At 67.7% G+C, this 14,963-nt stretch carries 16 protein-coding genes; 12 read left to right on the plus strand and 4 right to left on the minus strand.

The features are described from left to right. Positions 1-66: 66 nt before the first annotated feature. From FIU66_RS17175 to FIU66_RS17190, 4 genes are all read right to left on the minus strand, one after another. On the minus strand, positions 67-1,095 hold the full coding sequence (locus tag FIU66_RS17175; protein WP_167624104.1) for a LacI family DNA-binding transcriptional regulator: 1,029 nt from the start codon (positions 1,093-1,095) through the stop codon (positions 67-69). Between the two features lie 135 nt (positions 1,096-1,230). Then, the gene (locus FIU66_RS17180; protein WP_167624105.1) at positions 1,231-1,995 is read right to left on the minus strand and encodes an ABC transporter ATP-binding protein; all 765 of its coding nucleotides are present in this window, start codon (positions 1,993-1,995) and stop codon (positions 1,231-1,233) included. Continuing rightward, positions 1,992-3,014 (minus strand): iron ABC transporter permease, encoded by a 1,023-nt coding sequence (locus tag FIU66_RS17185; RefSeq protein WP_167624274.1) that lies wholly within the window; start codon positions 3,012-3,014, stop codon positions 1,992-1,994. The genes FIU66_RS17180 and FIU66_RS17185 overlap by 4 nt, the downstream gene beginning before the upstream one ends. A 14-nt stretch (positions 3,015-3,028) precedes the next feature. After that, on the minus strand, positions 3,029-4,030 hold the full coding sequence (locus tag FIU66_RS17190; protein WP_167624106.1) for an ABC transporter substrate-binding protein: 1,002 nt from the start codon (positions 4,028-4,030) through the stop codon (positions 3,029-3,031). Between the two features lie 199 nt (positions 4,031-4,229). Here FIU66_RS17190 and FIU66_RS17195 point away from each other — a divergent pair, with 199 nt between their 5' ends. The 12 genes from FIU66_RS17195 (at position 4,230) to FIU66_RS17250 (ending at position 14,955) form a co-directional block, all read left to right on the plus strand. Continuing rightward, complete coding sequence (locus FIU66_RS17195; RefSeq protein WP_240544817.1) at positions 4,230-5,087, plus strand: DUF1206 domain-containing protein; 858 nt, start codon at positions 4,230-4,232, stop codon at positions 5,085-5,087. Between the two features lie 88 nt (positions 5,088-5,175). Further along, positions 5,176-6,396, plus strand: coding sequence for a GTP-binding protein (locus tag FIU66_RS17200; RefSeq protein ID WP_167624107.1), 1,221 nt, complete (start codon positions 5,176-5,178; stop codon positions 6,394-6,396). A gap of 5 nt (positions 6,397-6,401) precedes the next feature. Then, positions 6,402-6,662 (plus strand): DUF6525 family protein, encoded by a 261-nt coding sequence (locus FIU66_RS17205; RefSeq protein WP_167624108.1) that lies wholly within the window; start codon positions 6,402-6,404, stop codon positions 6,660-6,662. Between the two features lie 130 nt (positions 6,663-6,792). Beyond that, complete coding sequence (locus FIU66_RS17210) at positions 6,793-7,800, plus strand: LacI family DNA-binding transcriptional regulator (RefSeq protein ID WP_167624109.1); 1,008 nt, start codon at positions 6,793-6,795, stop codon at positions 7,798-7,800. A 66-nt stretch (positions 7,801-7,866) separates the two neighbouring features. Beyond that, complete coding sequence (locus FIU66_RS17215; protein WP_167624110.1) at positions 7,867-8,535, plus strand: amino acid ABC transporter permease; 669 nt, start codon at positions 7,867-7,869, stop codon at positions 8,533-8,535. 1 nt (position 8,536) lies between these two features. Continuing rightward, complete coding sequence (locus FIU66_RS17220) at positions 8,537-9,193, plus strand: amino acid ABC transporter permease (protein ID WP_167624111.1); 657 nt, start codon at positions 8,537-8,539, stop codon at positions 9,191-9,193. Positions 9,194-9,212: 19 nt separating this feature from the next. Next, positions 9,213-10,010: a transporter substrate-binding domain-containing protein gene (locus FIU66_RS17225; RefSeq protein ID WP_167624112.1), complete on the plus strand. Its 798-nt coding sequence runs from the start codon at positions 9,213-9,215 to the stop codon at positions 10,008-10,010. 52 nt (positions 10,011-10,062) lie between these two features. Then, the gene (locus FIU66_RS17230) at positions 10,063-10,797 is read left to right on the plus strand and encodes an amino acid ABC transporter ATP-binding protein (RefSeq protein ID WP_167624113.1); all 735 of its coding nucleotides are present in this window, start codon (positions 10,063-10,065) and stop codon (positions 10,795-10,797) included. Beyond that, on the plus strand, positions 10,794-11,714 hold the full coding sequence (locus FIU66_RS17235; protein ID WP_167624114.1) for a 2-hydroxyacid dehydrogenase: 921 nt from the start codon (positions 10,794-10,796) through the stop codon (positions 11,712-11,714). The genes FIU66_RS17230 and FIU66_RS17235 overlap by 4 nt, the downstream gene beginning before the upstream one ends. Before the next feature lie 3 nt (positions 11,715-11,717). Beyond that, positions 11,718-12,656 (plus strand): sugar kinase, encoded by a 939-nt coding sequence (locus FIU66_RS17240; RefSeq protein ID WP_167624115.1) that lies wholly within the window; start codon positions 11,718-11,720, stop codon positions 12,654-12,656. Then, a complete protein-coding gene (locus tag FIU66_RS17245) occupies positions 12,653-13,399 on the plus strand; it encodes a fumarylacetoacetate hydrolase family protein (protein WP_167624116.1) in 747 nt (248 codons plus the stop codon). The genes FIU66_RS17240 and FIU66_RS17245 overlap by 4 nt, the downstream gene beginning before the upstream one ends. Before the next feature lie 341 nt (positions 13,400-13,740). Beyond that, complete coding sequence (locus tag FIU66_RS17250; protein WP_167624117.1) at positions 13,741-14,955, plus strand: nitrate/nitrite transporter; 1,215 nt, start codon at positions 13,741-13,743, stop codon at positions 14,953-14,955. Positions 14,956-14,963 lie beyond the last annotated feature (8 nt).

A 14,963-nucleotide genomic window follows, 5' to 3' on the forward strand; every position in this document is an offset into this window, starting at 1 on the left:
GAAGGCGTTGAGAGATCGGTCTCACAATGAGTAGAGCAAGCGCTTCGAAGCTGGCAAGAGGAAATTTCAGGCCGGGCGGAAAATCCGCGACACGGAACCGCGGCAGATCAGCCGGGTCTGGAACCGGACGTGGCGGGGCGGCTCGGACAGGCCCCGGATGCGTTCCAGAAGCATCTTGACCGCCACCGGCCCGATCTTGCCCACGGGTTGTGCGACCACCGTGATCTGCGGATCGGTGAAGGTGGCGAGGTCGAAGTCGTCGAAACCGATCAGCGACACGTCCCGGGGGATCGTCAGGCCGATCGACCGCAGCGCCAGCAAGGCGCCGGTGGTCATCACGCTGTCCACCGTGAACAGCGCGGTGGGCCGTTCGGGCTGGCTGAACAGGCGGATGGTGGCGTCGATGGCATGCTGGACCGTCGAACTCGACACGGCGATCAGCCGCTGGTCCACCGGCAGCCCGTGGGCCTGCAGCGCCTTGACATAGCCCGCCTGCCGGTCGCGCGCCGTGACGATGCGCGCGTCGTCGTGGATCAGGGCGATCCGGCGATGGCCGTTGGCGATCAGATGTTCGACCGCCTCGCGCGCTCCGCCCTCGTTGTCGACCGCGACGCTGTCGCAGGGCAGGTCGTCCAGCACCCGGTCGATCAGGACAATGGGCGTGCCCTCGCGCACCAGGCGCGCCAGGTGGAGGTTGTCGTTGGCCGAGGCGGGCGCCACGATCATCCCGCGGACGTTCAGCGCGCGCAGGTTGTCCAGAAGCGCGCGTTCCTGCTCCAGATCCTCTTCGCTGCTGGCGATCAGCAGGTTGTGCTTGCTGCCCCGCGCGGCGACGTCGATGTCATGGGCCACGCGTGCGAAGAACGGGTTCTGGATGTCCCCCGGCACGAAGCCGATGATCGGCAGGCCCCCCTGCCGCAGCGCCTGCGCCACCCGGTTGCCACGATAGCCAAGCCGTGCCGCGGCTTCCAGCACGCGTTCGGCCGCCTCGCTGCCCACATAGCCATAGCCGTTCAATGCCCGTGCCGCCGTGGCCCGGGAAACATTTGCGGCGGCAGCGACATCCTTGACCGTGGTGGACTTCGTTCGGGCCAAGACTGCCTCTTTGGAAATGCGACAGCTGCCCGGCAGCCCTGTCCTGCGAGTATCAGACCCTGCCGAGATGTTTCAAGCACTTCGCGGCGGACCGTGCGGCCAGGGCCGTGGATGGCGGCAGGATTGCGGAAACCCTCAGGTCGCGGTGAAGCGGATATGGGGCTGTCCCGGCCGGCCCGACGGCGTCACCTCGGTCTCGACCCGGAAGACCGCGCGCAGAAGCGCCGGGGTCAGCACCTCCTCGGGCGTGCCGCAGGCAATGACGGCGCCTGCTTGCAGGACCATGATCCGGTCGCAGAACATCGCGGCCAGGTTCAGGTCGTGCAGCGCCACAATGCTGGTCAGGTCCAGGTCGCGCATCAGGCGCAGGATCTCGATCTGGTGGTGGATGTCCAGGTGGTTGGTCGGCTCGTCCAGAAACAGGACGCGAGGCGTCTGCGCCAGGGCGCGGGCGATATGGACCCGTTGGCGTTCGCCCCCCGACAGGGTTTGCCAGGGCTGTGCCTGATGACCCGACATGTCAACCCGCGCAAGCGCAGCCGAGACCGCCGCCTCGTCCGCAGCCGACCATCCTGACAGGGCGGACCGATGCGGCGTCCGTCCCAATCGCACCACATCGCGGACGCAGACATTGGTGTCGGTTGCCGCGTTCTGCTGCACAAAGGCCACCTGTCGCGCCAGCATCCGGCGCGGCACGTGGGCGATGTCGCGGCCGCCGATCTCGACCCGGCCCAAGGCCGGACGCCGCAGCCCGGCCAGCAGCCGCAGAAGCGAGGACTTGCCCGACCCGTTGGGGCCGATCAGGCCCAGCACCTCGCCCTCGGCCACCGACAGCGACACGTCCTGCACGATGGTCCGGCGGCGCACGCCCCAGACCAGGTTCCGGGCCACCACGTTCATCCCTGGGGCCGCGAGCGGTAAAGGATCAACGTGAAGAAGGGCACGCCCACAAGGGCCGTGACCACGCCGATGGGCACCGTCTGCTGCGCCGCCACCGTGCGCGACGCAATGTCTGCCAGGACCAGGAAAACCGCGCCCACCGCCGCGCAGGCGGGCAGCAGCCGCATGTGCATGGGCCCCACGACATAGCGCGCGGCATGGGGCACGACCAGGCCCACGAAGCCGATCGCGCCCACCATGCTGACGATGGTGGCCGTCATCATCGCGGTCACGGCGAACAGGATCAGGCGGATCCGCCCGACCGGCACGCCAAGCGCCGCCGCGTCCTCGTCGCCGAAGGTGAAGGCGTCCAGCGACCGCGCCATCAGCAGGCAGATTGCCAGCCCAAGCGCCACCACGACCAGCAGAAGCTGGAAATCCGGCCAGCGGACCCCGCCGAAGCTGCCCAGAAGCCAGAACATCACGTCCCGCGCCTGCTGCGCATTCCCCGAGGTCGTGACGATATACGAGGTCAGCGCGTTGAACAGCTGCGAGGCCGCGACACCGGCCAGGATGGTGTGGTTCGGCCCGCTGGTCGCCCCGTTCGAGAGCAGCGCAACAAGCGCAAAGGCCGCAAAGGCCCCGGCAAAGGCGCCCATCGACAGCGACAGCCCGCCCGCCCCAATGCCCAGCACGATCACCGCCACCGCCCCGGTCGAGGCACCGGCCGAGACGCCCAGCACGAAGGGTTCCGCCAGGGCGTTGCGCAGCAGCGCCTGCAGGATCGCGCCGCAGATGGCCAGGCCAGCCCCGGCAAGCGCCGCCACAAGGGCGCGGCTCAGGCGCAGGTCCCAGACCACGCTCTGCTCGATGGGCGGGATATCGACATGGGTCAGGCCCAGCCCGTTGGTGACCGCCGCGAAGACGGTGCCCAAGCCGATGCCGTAATCCCCGATCGCCGCCGCCAGGGCGACGGCAAGGACCAGCACGCCCAGCACGAGCGCCAGGAACAGCGCAAGCCAGCCGGACCCGCCCCGCATTTGGCCGATATCGGTCACGGCAGGTCAAGCGCCTTCAACTGGCGGGCAATTTCCTCGGCGCCGTAAAGGGTGCGGATGCTGGGGTTCATCGCCGCCCCGCTCATCACCACGATGCGTCCGGCCTTCACGGCCTCCATCTGGCTGACGGTGGGGTCCGAGGTCAGGTAGGCGATCTTGGCCTCGGCATTGTCCAGGTCCCAGCGGTTGCGGTCCACCTGCGACGCGACAAGCACCGTCGGGTTGGCCGCCATGATGCCTTCCCAGCCCAGCGTCGGCCATTCCGCCTCGGTCTTGACCGCGTTCGAGCCGCCAAGGATGTCCGCAATATAGCCCGAAGGGCCGTTCCCGCCGCCCAGATAAGCGTCATCGGCGGGCGAGGGGCTGGAGAACCAGAACAGGAAGGTCAGATCCTCGCGGTCCTTGAACTCGGCGCGCAGGGCGGCCTCGCGCGCCTTGAAGTCGGCAATCACCGCCTGTCCACGGTCGGCCACATCGAAGATCCGCGCCATGTCGTCGATCTCGCGGTAAAGTTGGTCCATGGTCCAAAGGGCGTCCCGGCTGCCATAGGCGTCGTTCGCATCCATTGCGGTCGAGCAGGCACTGGGGGACAGATAGGTCGGAATGCCCAGGGCCTCGAAATCCTCGCGCTTGGCGACCTTGCTGTCTGGACCCATCAGCGTCAACAGCATGGCCGGCACAAAGTCGGGCTGCTTGGACAGCACCGCCTCCAGCGTGGGAAACTCGACAGTCAGGACTTCGACCTGGCTGTTGGCTTTTTCCAGGTCGGGCAGCACCTTGTTCGGCCAGAAGGCAGTGGCGGCCATGCGGTCCTGGAGACCCAGAAGCAAAAGGATCTCGGCGCTGTTCTGGCCCAGGGCCACCGCGCGCTCGGGCGCCTTTGTAAAGGTCACCTGCTGCCCGCAATTCTCGATCACCAGCGGATAGCTGGTCGGCTGGGCCACGGCCGGGGCCGCAAGGACCGCAAGGGCGATGCCGGCCAGATGCCGGGGGCGCATGTTCCGCATGATCGTCGTCCAATCCCGATAAAAATTGTCTGGCTGCATTATCGGGGCTGCGGCGGGCACTCAACCCTTATTTCAGGATGGCTGCGGCGCCCTGGGGCAGGCGCGGCCGCCTGCGGCGAAGGATCCATCCGCTGGGACAGGAGTTGCGATAGGCGCGCCGGTGGCGCATGCGCAAGCAGGGGGATGAGACATGGCGAAGATGGCCGGAAACGACATGGGATGGGCGATCCCGCTGATGCGGCTTGGCTATGGCGGGCGGGGGCTGGTCTATCTGGCGGTGGCGGGGATTTCGCTTTGGTCGCTTTATCGCGGTGGACAGGCGCAGGACACGTCCTCGGCCCTTGGCTGGCTTGAGAGCAGCTGGGGCGGCGGGGCGGCGCTGTTCCTGATCCTTCTGGGGATGCTGGCCTATGCCGTCTGGCGCGTGGTCGACGCCGTCTGGGACCTTGAGGATTACGGCAGCGAGGCAAAGGGCATCGTTGCCCGGCTGGGCATGGTGGTGACGGGCATCATTCACCTGGGGATCGGAGTGCTGGCCTTCTCGCTGCTGTTCGGTTCCGGGTCCGAAGGCGAAGGCTCAAGCATCCCGCGCTATGTCGGTGCGGTCATGGCCTGGCCAGGGGGCCGCTGGCTGATCGGCCTTGTCGCGTTGCTGATCCTGGGTGCCGGCGCCTATTACCTGCGGCAAGGCTGGCGCAACGACTATCGCAAGCACCTGCGCGCCAACCACTTTACCGCCCGGTGGAACAGCGTGCTGAAGGCAGGCGTGATGGCGCAGGGCGTCGTCATAGGCGTGATCGGGCTTTTGTTCCTGTTCGCTTCCTGGCGGGCCAATCCCCAAGAGGCCGGCGGCGTCGGAGAGGCGTTTTCCTGGCTATCGGAACAGGCGTATGGGCGGCTTCTGGTGATCGGGGTCTGCCTGGGCCTGGTCGGATTCGCGATCTTCTGCTTCGTCAATGCGGCCTACCGGATCGTCCCGAAAGCCTCGGATCCGAACATCCGCAGCCTGGCGGACAAGCTGATCGGCGGGGCGACCGGAGGCCGCTGACCGTCAGCCCCGGCGCAATCGCCTCTTGCATGGCGTCCCGGTGACTGGGTATACGGATTGTTACGTTATTACGTTTCAGGACACGCCGATGCCCCCTTCATCCCTGGACGATCCCCGTCTGCCCGTCACCGTCCTGTCGGGCTTCCTGGGCGCCGGAAAGACCACGCTTCTGAACCATGTGCTGAACAATCGCGACGGCCGCCGCGTCGCGGTGATTGTCAACGACATGTCCGAGGTCAATATCGACGCCGACCTGGTTCGCGCGGGAACCGAACTGTTGCGGTCGCAGGAAACCCTGGTCGAGATGACCAACGGCTGCATCTGCTGCACGCTGCGCGACGACCTGCTGGCCGAGGTGGGTCGTCTGGCCCGCGAAGCCCGGTTCGACTATCTGCTGATCGAGTCGACCGGCATCGCCGAACCCCTTCCCGTTGCCGCCACCTTCGATTTCCGTGACGATGCGGGCCACAGCCTGTCGGACGTAGCGCGACTGGACACGATGGTCACCGTGGTCGATGCCGCGAACCTGACGCGCGATTTCTCCAGCCACGACGTCCTGTCCGACCTGGGCGAAAGCCTGGGCGGTGGCGACGACCGGACGCTGGCCAACCTGCTGACCGACCAGATCGAGTTTGCAGACGTGATCGTGCTGAACAAGATCACGGCCGCGGGCCGCGACAGGCTGGCCCAGGCACGCAGCATCATCCGCGCGCTGAACCCAGATGCCCGGCTGATCGAGACCGACTTCGCCCGCGTCGATGCGGCGCTGATCCTCGAAACCGGGCTGTTCGACTTTGACCGGGCGCATCAGCATCCGCTTTGGGCGAAAGAGCTTTACGGCTTCGACCACCACATCCCCGAGACCGAGGAATACGGCATTTCCTCATTCGTCTATCGCGCGCGGCGGCCTTTTGATCCCGCTAGGATCCATGCGGTTCTGAACGGCGACCTGGCCGGCGTGATCCGGGCCAAGGGCCATTTCTGGATCGCCTCGCGCCCGGATTGGGTGGCCGAGTTCAGCCTGGCCGGGGCGATCTCCTCGGTCAGTCCCTTGGGGCGGTGGTGGGCGGGCGTGCCGCGCAAGCACTGGCCCACGGTGACCGAAGGCCTGGATGCCGTTGCCCGCCTTTGGCAAGATCCCTGGGGCGACCGGCGGCAGGAGATCGTCTTCATCGGCACAGGCATGGACCCTGCCGCAATCACCGGCGCCCTTGACGCCGCCCTTGTCGCCGGTGACGATTTCGCCCCCGAAAGCTGGGCCAAGCTGCCCGATCCCTTCCCCGCCTGGGGCGCTCGCGGGGCGGCCTGACGACCATGGGCGGGAACCTTGCGACTTCGCTCCGGAAACGGCTGCGCGCCCGGCCGATGGAGGAGTTCGACCATCTGCCGCCAGAGCTTCGCGGCTGGCTGGCCCGGGCCGCCCTGCCCTGGAGCGCGCGTTCAGCCGCGCGCATCTGGCGGAAGGCCGGCCGGGACGGCAATGCGGAAGACCGCTGCAACCGGCTTGACGCCATTGAACGCGCGATGCTGCGCCGGGACGCGATCAGGACGTGGGGGCCGGATTATCCGGTCTGAGACAGGGCAAGTCGACGTCCGACCGGTGCAGGCATCCACTTGACCGTCGTCATCCCCCGGCCGTTCCGCAGCAGGCTTGACAGCCCGCCCCGCCCTTGGCGCATAACGCAAGGCCACGGGGGGACGGCGAATGCGGCAGAAACGGGTGACGCTGGAGGAAATCGCGCAGGCCGCGGGGGTGTCGCGGGCAACGGTATCGCTGGTGGTGCGGAAATCCCCCCTGGTTGCCGACCACACCCGCGAGCGGGTCGAGCGGATCATGGCCGATATGGACTATGTCCGCGACATCGGCGCTGCGCGGCTGCGCAACAATTCCAGCCGGACGGTGGGCGTGATCGTGCCCAACCTCGTCAACTCGTTCTTCACCGAGTTCCTGTCGGGGGTCGAGGATGTGATGGCGCAGGACGACCGTGTGGTGCTGCTTGCCAACAGCCGGGATGATCCATGGCGCCAGGACGCGATCCTTCAGCGGTTTCGCGGGCATGGGGTGGACGGGGTCATCCTTTGCCCCGCCGTTGGCACGGAACCCCAGCTTCCTGCCCGCATCGCGGGATGGGGAATGCCGCTGGTCCAGGCCCTTCGCGAAGTGGGGCCGCCGCTGGATTTCGCCGGCGCGGACTATGTCGCGGCCGTCAGGCTTGCCGTACGCCATCTGGTCGCACAAGGCTACAGCCGCCTTGCCTTCCTGTCCGTCACCGCCCGCACCTCGGCCCGAGAGGAACGGCTGTCGGGCTTTGCCCGCGCCCTGACGGAAACCGGGATCACCAATGCGGGCGTTGTCGAGGCAGATCTGACCTGGGAAGGCGCGGCGCAATCGGCGGCGCAGATCCTCGCGCTTGGAACACGGCCCGAGGCGGTCCTGTGCTTCAATGACGTGCTTGCGGCCGGCCTGATGGCGGGCCTGCGCCGCGCGGGATGCGAACCAGGCCGCGACATCGCGGTGGTGGGCCTGGATGACCTGCCCCTGGCCGAACTGACCCATCCCGCCTTGACCAGCGTCGCCATGGACGCGCCACGCATCGGGCGGAACGCGGCAGGGCTTCTGGCGCGCCGGCTGGCCGATCCGGCCGCTGTGCCGCAACGCGACATCGTGGCCCCCCGGCTGGTCGTCAGGGACAGCAGCTTCCAAAAGGTTTGACTTCCGGTCGATTCTGTTTTAGATCGTTCTAAATACGGGAAGCGACACATCCGCAGGGGAGGGCAGATGTATCAGTTCAACTTCCAGCCGGTTTTCGATAACCTCGACCTGCTGCTTTACGGGGCATGGCTGACGGTGCGGCTGTCGTTCCTGGCGATGATCCTTGGCCTTATCGTCTCGCTGCTGGGCGCAGTCGCGAAGACCTCGGGCATCCGCCCGCTGCGGTGGCTGGTCGATGTCTATGTCGAGGTGATCCGGAACACGCCCTTCCTGATCCAGATCTTCTTCATCTTCTTCGGGCTGCCCGCCGTAGGCATCTCGATGTCGCCGAACACGGCGGCGCTTGTGGCCCTTGTCATCAACGTCGGCGCCTACGGGACCGAGATCATCCGCGCGGGCATCGAATCCATCCCCAAGGGCCAGATCGAGGCCGGGCGGGCGCTTGGCCTCAGCCCGATCCATATCTTCCGCTATGTCGTCGTGGTGCCCGCGCTGCGCAACATCTATCCGGCGCTGACCAGCCAGTTCATCTACCTGATGCTGACCTCCAGCGTGGTTTCGGTCATCTCGGCCAACGACCTGGCCTCGGCGGGGGCGGACCTCAACGCCCGCACCTTCGCCAGCTTCGAGATCTACCTGGTCCTGACGGTGATGTATTTCCTGCTGGCGCTCGGCTTTTCCACGCTGTTCGGCGTCGTCCGCCGCGCCTTCTTCACCTATCCCGCGAGCCGCTGACATGATCCGCGAGTTTTCATCCGCCGATGTGATGTTCATCGTCATGGCCGTCCGCTGGACGCTGGTCCTGTCGGCCGTGGCCTTCCTTGGCGGCGCGGTGGGCGGCCTGCTGATCGCCCTGGCGCGCACCTCGGGCAGCAAGGCACTGCGCCGGATTTCGGCGGGCTTCATCCAGGTGTTCCAGGGCACGCCGCTGCTGATGCAGCTGTTCCTGGTCTATTTCGGGCTGGCCGTGGTGGGCCTGCCGATCGACCCCCTGCTGGCCGCCGCCGTCGCCCTGACGCTGCACGCAAGCGCCTATCTGGGCGAAATCTGGCGCGGCAGCATCGAGGCCGTCCCCTCGGGCCAGACCGAGGCCGCGACGGCCCTTGCGCTGTCATATCCCCACCGGATGCGCCATGTGGTGCTGCCCCAGGCCATGCGCATCGCCACCGCGCCGACGGTGGGCTTCCTGGTGCAGCTGATCAAGGGCACCTCGCTTGCATCCATCATCGGCTTCACCGAACTGACCCGCGCGGGCCAGATCGTCAACAACGCCACCTTCAAGCCGTTCCTGGTCTTTGGCACCGTGGCCATCCTGTATTTCATCCTGTGCTGGCCCTTGTCGCTGATGGCCCGCAGGCTCGAGGCGCGGATGCGCCTTGCCGTCACCCGCTGAATCTCGAGGAGGAGAAACCATGAAGCTCAACCGTCGCCTGTTCACCGCCCTGGCCGCGTCCTCGCTGGCCCTGGGCCTTGCCATGCCCGCATCCGCCGCAGACCTGGCCGCCATCGAAAGCGCCGGCACGATCAAGGTCGGGATGCTGGTCGATTTCCCGCCCTTTGGCATCCAGGACGCCTCGGGCACGCCCGACGGCTATGACGCCGACGTGGCCAAGGCCCTGGCGGAATCGCTGGGGGTGCAGGCGCAGATCGTGCCGGTGACGGGGCCGAACCGCATCCCCTATCTGCTGTCGGGGCAGGTGGACGTGCTGGTGGCTTCGTTGGGCATCACCGAGGAGCGGGCCCAACGGGTCGATTTCTCGGCCCCCTATGCGGGCATCAGCATCGCCGTCTATGGCGCAACGGGAACCGAGGTGGCGGAACCCGCCGATCTGGCCGGACAGACCATCGCCGTGGCCCGCGCCTCGACGCAGGACACCGGCGTGACCGAGGTCGCCCCCGAGGGCACGGAAATCCGCCGCTTCGACGACGACGCAAGCGCGGTTCAGGCGCTGCTGTCGGGCCAGGTCAACCTGATCGGCCTGTCGAATGTGGTCTTCCTGCAGGTGGACAAGGTCGCGGCGGGCAAGTTCGACAAGAAGTTCGACCTGTCCAGCCAGGTGCAGGGCATCGCGGTGGCGCCAGGATCCGACGCGCTGCTGGAAAAGGTGAACGCCTTTGTCCAGACCGCCCGCAGCGACGGCACGCTGGACGAAATCCACCAGAAATGGCTGGGCGAGCCGCTGCCCGACTTCGTCAAGACCGCCGAGTAACCGCGACAGCCCGGCCCCCGCGGCCGGGCCGCTTCTTGCAGGGAGCAGGACAATGACCGAAGACGCGATCATCATGCGCGCCGTCAACAAATACTACGGCGGCTTTCATGCCCTGGCGGATATCGACCTGACCGTGCGGCGGGGGGAACGCATCGTCATCTGCGGCCCGTCCGGGTCGGGCAAGTCCACGCTGATCCGCACCATCAACCAGCTGGAACCGATCCAGTCCGGCACCATCGTGGTGGACGGCGTGGAACTGACCGCGGGCGGCGACAACGTGGCCAAGGTGCGCCAGGACGTCGGCATGGTGTTCCAGAACTTCAACCTGTTCCCGCACATGACCGTGCTGGAGAACTGCGTCCTGTCGCCCATGAAGACGCGCAAGACCCCGCGCGCCGAGGCCGAGGCGACTGCCCGCCATTACCTGGAACGCGTCAAGATCCCCGAACAGGCCGACAAGTATCCTGCACAACTGTCCGGCGGCCAGCAGCAGCGCGTGGCCATCGCCCGCGCGCTGTGCATGAAGCCGCGGATCATGCTGTTCGACGAACCGACCTCGGCCCTCGACCCCGAGATGGTCAAGGAGGTTCTGGACACGATGATCGACCTTGCCCGCGAGGGGATGACCATGCTGTGCGTCACGCACGAGATGGAGTTCGCACGCGCCGTCGCCGACCGGGTGATCTTCATGGACAAGGGCGTCATCGTCGAGGAAGGCGCGCCCGACGCGTTCTTCGGAAACCCGCAGAATGACCGCCTGCGCAACTTCCTGGGGCAGATCGCATGACCCGGCCCCGGATCCTTTGCCTCGCCGACCTCAAGCCGCAGGACATGGCCCAGCGGCTGGAAGGCGACTATCACGTCCTGCGCGACATCGCGGATGCCGCCGATGTCGAGGCGGTGGTGACCGCAGGCAATGTCGGCCTGTCGACGGCGCAGATGGCGCAGCTTCCCGCGCTGCGGCTGATCGCGGTGAACGGCGTCGGCGTCGATGCGGTGGACCTGGCCCAGGCCGCGCGCCGCGGCATCGCCGTGACCACGACGCCCGACGTGCTGTCGCAGGCCGTGGCGGAAATGGCCCTGGCCCTGGCGCTTGCCACGGGCCGGCAGGTGGCCGAGGGCGACCGCTTCGTCCGCGCGGGCCAATGGGCCGGGGGCGGCAAGCTGGGGCTGGCTTCCTCGGTCCTGGACCGGCGGGCCGGGATCCTCGGCTATGGCCGCATCGGCCGGCGGCTGGCGGACATGCTGCGCGGTCTGGGGATGGTTGTCAGCTATACCGCCCGAAGCGAAAGGCCCGACAGCCCCGACAGCTTCCGCCCCGATGCGGTCAGCCTGGCGCAGGATTGCGAGCTGCTGTTCGTGACCGCAGCGGGTGGCGAGGGGACCCGCAGCCTGGTCGATGCCGCCGTCCTGTCTGCGCTTGGCGCCCAGGGGATCGTCGTCAATGTGGCCCGCGGGCCGGTCGTGGACACGGCGGCGCTGGCTGCTGCCTTGCAATCGGGCACCATTGCCGGGGCGGGACTGGATGTCTTCGACGACGAACCGGACGTGCCGCAGTCGCTGCTGGATGCGCCGAATTGCGTGCTGACGCCGCATATCGGATCGGCCACGGTCCAGGCGCGGCGGGCCATGGCGCAACTGGTGCTGGACAACCTCGCCGCCCATTTCGCGGGCCAGCCCTTGCCCACCCCCTATCCCGGCTGACCCATGCGCGTCCTGTCCATCGGCGAGCCGCTGATCGAGTTCACCAGCCGGCGCGACGCCCCCTCGACCTTCGACCGCAGGGCCGGGGGCGACACGCTGAACACCGCCATCTACCTGGCGCGGCTGATGGGGCCGGGAAGGGTCGGCTACCTGTCCTGCCTGGGGGACGACCCGCACAGCCAATGGCTTCGCGCACAGATAGCAGGGGAAGGCGTTGATACCCGCTTCCTGCTGGAACGTCCGGGCGCACGGCCGGGTCTCAGCTTCGTCGCCACCGACGCGGCAGGCGAACGCAGCTTCGCCTACTGGCGCGACCAGTCGCCCTTCCGGGACATGTTCGGGGACGGCGCGGGTCTTGATGCTTTGGATCATGCCGACACGTTGTTCCTGTCCGCGGTGGCGCTGGCCGTGTTGCGCCCGGCGGGGCGAGCAGCGCTGCTGGACGCGCTGCAACAGCGGCGGGCGCAGGGGGCGGCCGTGGTCTTTGACACGAACTACCGCCCTGCCCTGTGGCCCGATGCCGCGACCGCAAGGGATGCGATCGCCCGTGCGGCAAAGCTGGCTTCGCTGCTGCTGCCTTCTTTTGACGACATGGCGGCCTGCTTCGGCAGCGCCGACCCGGCCGGGGCCGTCGCTGCCCTGCGCGGCATGACCGATGCCGAGATCATCCTGACCACCGGCGGCGGACCCGTCCTGCGCTGCGCCACCGGAAGCGACAGGAGTGAACGGCACGAGTTGCCGCCCCCCGTGGCGGCTGTCGATACCACCGGCGCGGGCGACAGCTTCAATGCGGGGCTTCTTGCCGCGCGCATGGCGGGACTGACGGTGGACAGGGCCATTGCCGCCGGGGCGCGGCTTGCCTCGGTTGTCGTGACACATCCGGGCGCAGTCATTCCCCGCACCGCGATGCCCGCTCTGCCAACGAACGAAAGCCTGCCATGACCCTTGCCTTTGACGCCGCCGCCGCCGCACGCACGCTGCTGGACATCCGCAAGGGCGCGCCCCGTCCGCCCGGCCTGCCGGTGACGCCGCCCGATACGGCGGCGGCCTATGCCGTGCAGCGCGCAGTGATCGCCGAACTGGGCGGAGGGGCCTGGAAGATGGCGCTGCTGGGCGGTCGCGACCGTCATGCCGGCGCCCTGCCCGGCGGGCTGATCGCATCTTCGGGCGACACATCGCCGCCCCTGCCCCCCGACGCCTCCATCGAGGTCGAGACCGCCCTGATCCTTGGCGCCGATCTTGCCCCCGGCGCGGACGAGGCCGCGGTCCTGGCCGCCATCGCCGAGGTGCGGCTTTGCTTCGAGATCGTCGCCTCGCGCTATGCCGACCGGACGGCGGTCGCTCCGCTGGAGGCCATGGCCGACGCCTTCAGCGCGGGCGGGATCGTGCTGGGCGACCCGTTGGAGGACTGGCGCGAGGCGACAAGCGGACCGCTGGGCATCCGCCTGTGGCTGGACGACCAGCCTGTCGAGGCCGCCGAAACCGTGCAAGGCCCGGACGACGCCCTTTCCTTCCTGGCGTGGCTTGCCAGTCATGCCGCGCAGCAAGGCCTGCCGCTGCGCCGGGGCGATCTCATCATCACCGGGGCCAGGCTCGGCCCGCTGCCGCTGAACGGCGCCACGCGCGCCCGCGCCACCGCCTGCGGGGCCGAGGTTTCGGCCAGCCTGCACTACAAGGCCGAATAGCCGTTGCCTTCGAGCGACAGGGTGATTCTGCCCGATCGACTTCAAACCCGTTATCTCGTCCCGCACGCGTTTCCAAACTGACCAGGATACAGGCACTGCAGGCACAAAGCAGGCAGGTCATCCCCTGAAAACATCTTCAGCGGGCGAGTAACGCCGAATGGATGGGCCGGGGCACCCCTCATAAGCTAAGGACTGGTTCATGGCCCGGCGCAACGAAGCGCCACCGGCCCGCTCGCAACGATGCGGCAATTCCCGAAGCGTCACGGTGTGGCCGGTCCTGCCCGGCTTCTCGGCATCGCGCTTCTGACAGCCACTGATCCCCGTCAGCCATCGGAGCATCCATGTCCGTCCCCATTCCCGCCGCCTCCGGCGATGCGCGTCGCGCGCTGAGCCTGTCCACCGCAGCCTTCACCGTCTGCTTTGCGGTCTGGACGATCTTTTCCATCATCGGCATCCAGATCCGCGACCAGCTTTCCCTGACCGAGACGCAATTCGGCCTGCTGGTCGGCGCCCCGATCCTGACGGGATCCCTGGTCCGCGTCGTGCTGGGCGTCGCCACCGACCGCCTGGGCGGACGGCTGGTCTACACGCTGACCATGCTTGCCGCCGCGGCGGCCACCTTTCTTCTGTCCTGGGCCACGACCTATCCGCAGATGCTGGTCGCCGCCCTGGGCGTGGGCATCGCCGGTGGCAGTTTCGCCGTCGGCGTGGCTTACGTGTCGCGTTTCTTCGACGGCGCGCGCCAGGGCACCGCGCTTGGCATCTTCGGGGTCGGCAATGTCGGGGCAGCGGTCACGAAGTTTGCCGCGCCCTTTGTGATGATCGCCCTTGGCTGGCAGGCCACCGCGCAGATCTGGGCGGCTGTGCTGGCGCTGACCGCGCTGCTGTTCTGGGCCTTCTCAACCGATGATCCGGTCACCGCGGCCAATCGCGGCCGCCGAGCGCCGCTTCGCAGCCTGAGAGCCGAGTTCGCACCCCTGCGCGATCTGCGGGTGTGGCGCTTTTCGGCCTATTACTTCTTCAGCTTCGGCGCCTTTGTAGCCCTGGCGCTGTGGCTGCCGCATTTCCTGATCGGGGTCTACGGCTTCGACGTGAAGACCGCCGGGCTGGTCGGGGCCGCCTATTCGGTCCCCGCCTCGATCTTCCGCGCCTACGGGGGCGTTCTGTCGGACCGGATCGGCGCGCGGTCGGTGCTTTACGCGACCTTCATGGTGTCGCTGACCGCGACCGCCATCCTGGTCCTGCTGCCGGGCCTGCCGGTCGCAGGCTTTCTTCTGGTGATCTTCATGCTGGGCTTCTTCATGAGCCTGGGCAAGGCCGCCGTCTACAAGCACATCCCCAGCTATTACCCGCAGAACGTGGGCGCGGTGGGCGGTCTGGTCGGCATGATCGGCGGCCTCGGCGGCTTTCTTCTGCCGCTGCTGTTCGGCTGGCTGAAGGACCAGACCGGATCGTGGTCCAGCTGCTTTGCCGTCCTGTTCCTGCTGGTCGCGGGCTGCACCCTTTGGATGCACCTGTCGATCCGCCGGTCCCGCACCGTCCTGCAAGCCGCCTGAGGAGCAAG

Source organism: Paracoccus sp. AK26, assembly GCF_011801365.1.
GTDB lineage: Bacteria > Pseudomonadota > Alphaproteobacteria > Rhodobacterales > Rhodobacteraceae > Paracoccus > Paracoccus aerius.

Bases quoted from the DNA above. Each gene is read 5' to 3' on its own strand.
- FIU66_RS17180 (WP_167624105.1), bottom strand. From the start codon at position 1,995: ATGAACGTGGTGGCCCGGAACCTGGTCTGGGGCGTGCGCCGCCGGACC.
- FIU66_RS17185 (WP_167624274.1), bottom strand. From the start codon at position 3,014: ATGCGGGGCGGGTCCGGCTGGCTTGCGCTGTTCCTGGCGCTCGTGCTG.
- FIU66_RS17190 (WP_167624106.1), bottom strand. From the start codon at position 4,030: ATGCGCCCCCGGCATCTGGCCGGCATCGCCCTTGCGGTCCTTGCGGCC.
- FIU66_RS17195 (WP_240544817.1), top strand. From the start codon at position 4,230: ATGGCGAAGATGGCCGGAAACGACATGGGATGGGCGATCCCGCTGATG.
- FIU66_RS17200 (WP_167624107.1), top strand. From the start codon at position 5,176: ATGCCCCCTTCATCCCTGGACGATCCCCGTCTGCCCGTCACCGTCCTG.
- FIU66_RS17205 (WP_167624108.1), top strand. From the start codon at position 6,402: ATGGGCGGGAACCTTGCGACTTCGCTCCGGAAACGGCTGCGCGCCCGG.
- FIU66_RS17210 (WP_167624109.1), top strand. From the start codon at position 6,793: ATGCGGCAGAAACGGGTGACGCTGGAGGAAATCGCGCAGGCCGCGGGG.
- FIU66_RS17215 (WP_167624110.1), top strand. From the start codon at position 7,867: ATGTATCAGTTCAACTTCCAGCCGGTTTTCGATAACCTCGACCTGCTG.
- FIU66_RS17220 (WP_167624111.1), top strand. From the start codon at position 8,537: ATGATCCGCGAGTTTTCATCCGCCGATGTGATGTTCATCGTCATGGCC.
- FIU66_RS17225 (WP_167624112.1), top strand. From the start codon at position 9,213: ATGAAGCTCAACCGTCGCCTGTTCACCGCCCTGGCCGCGTCCTCGCTG.
- FIU66_RS17230 (WP_167624113.1), top strand. From the start codon at position 10,063: ATGACCGAAGACGCGATCATCATGCGCGCCGTCAACAAATACTACGGC.
- FIU66_RS17235 (WP_167624114.1), top strand. From the start codon at position 10,794: ATGACCCGGCCCCGGATCCTTTGCCTCGCCGACCTCAAGCCGCAGGAC.
- FIU66_RS17240 (WP_167624115.1), top strand. From the start codon at position 11,718: ATGCGCGTCCTGTCCATCGGCGAGCCGCTGATCGAGTTCACCAGCCGG.
- FIU66_RS17245 (WP_167624116.1), top strand. From the start codon at position 12,653: ATGACCCTTGCCTTTGACGCCGCCGCCGCCGCACGCACGCTGCTGGAC.
- FIU66_RS17250 (WP_167624117.1), top strand. From the start codon at position 13,741: ATGTCCGTCCCCATTCCCGCCGCCTCCGGCGATGCGCGTCGCGCGCTG.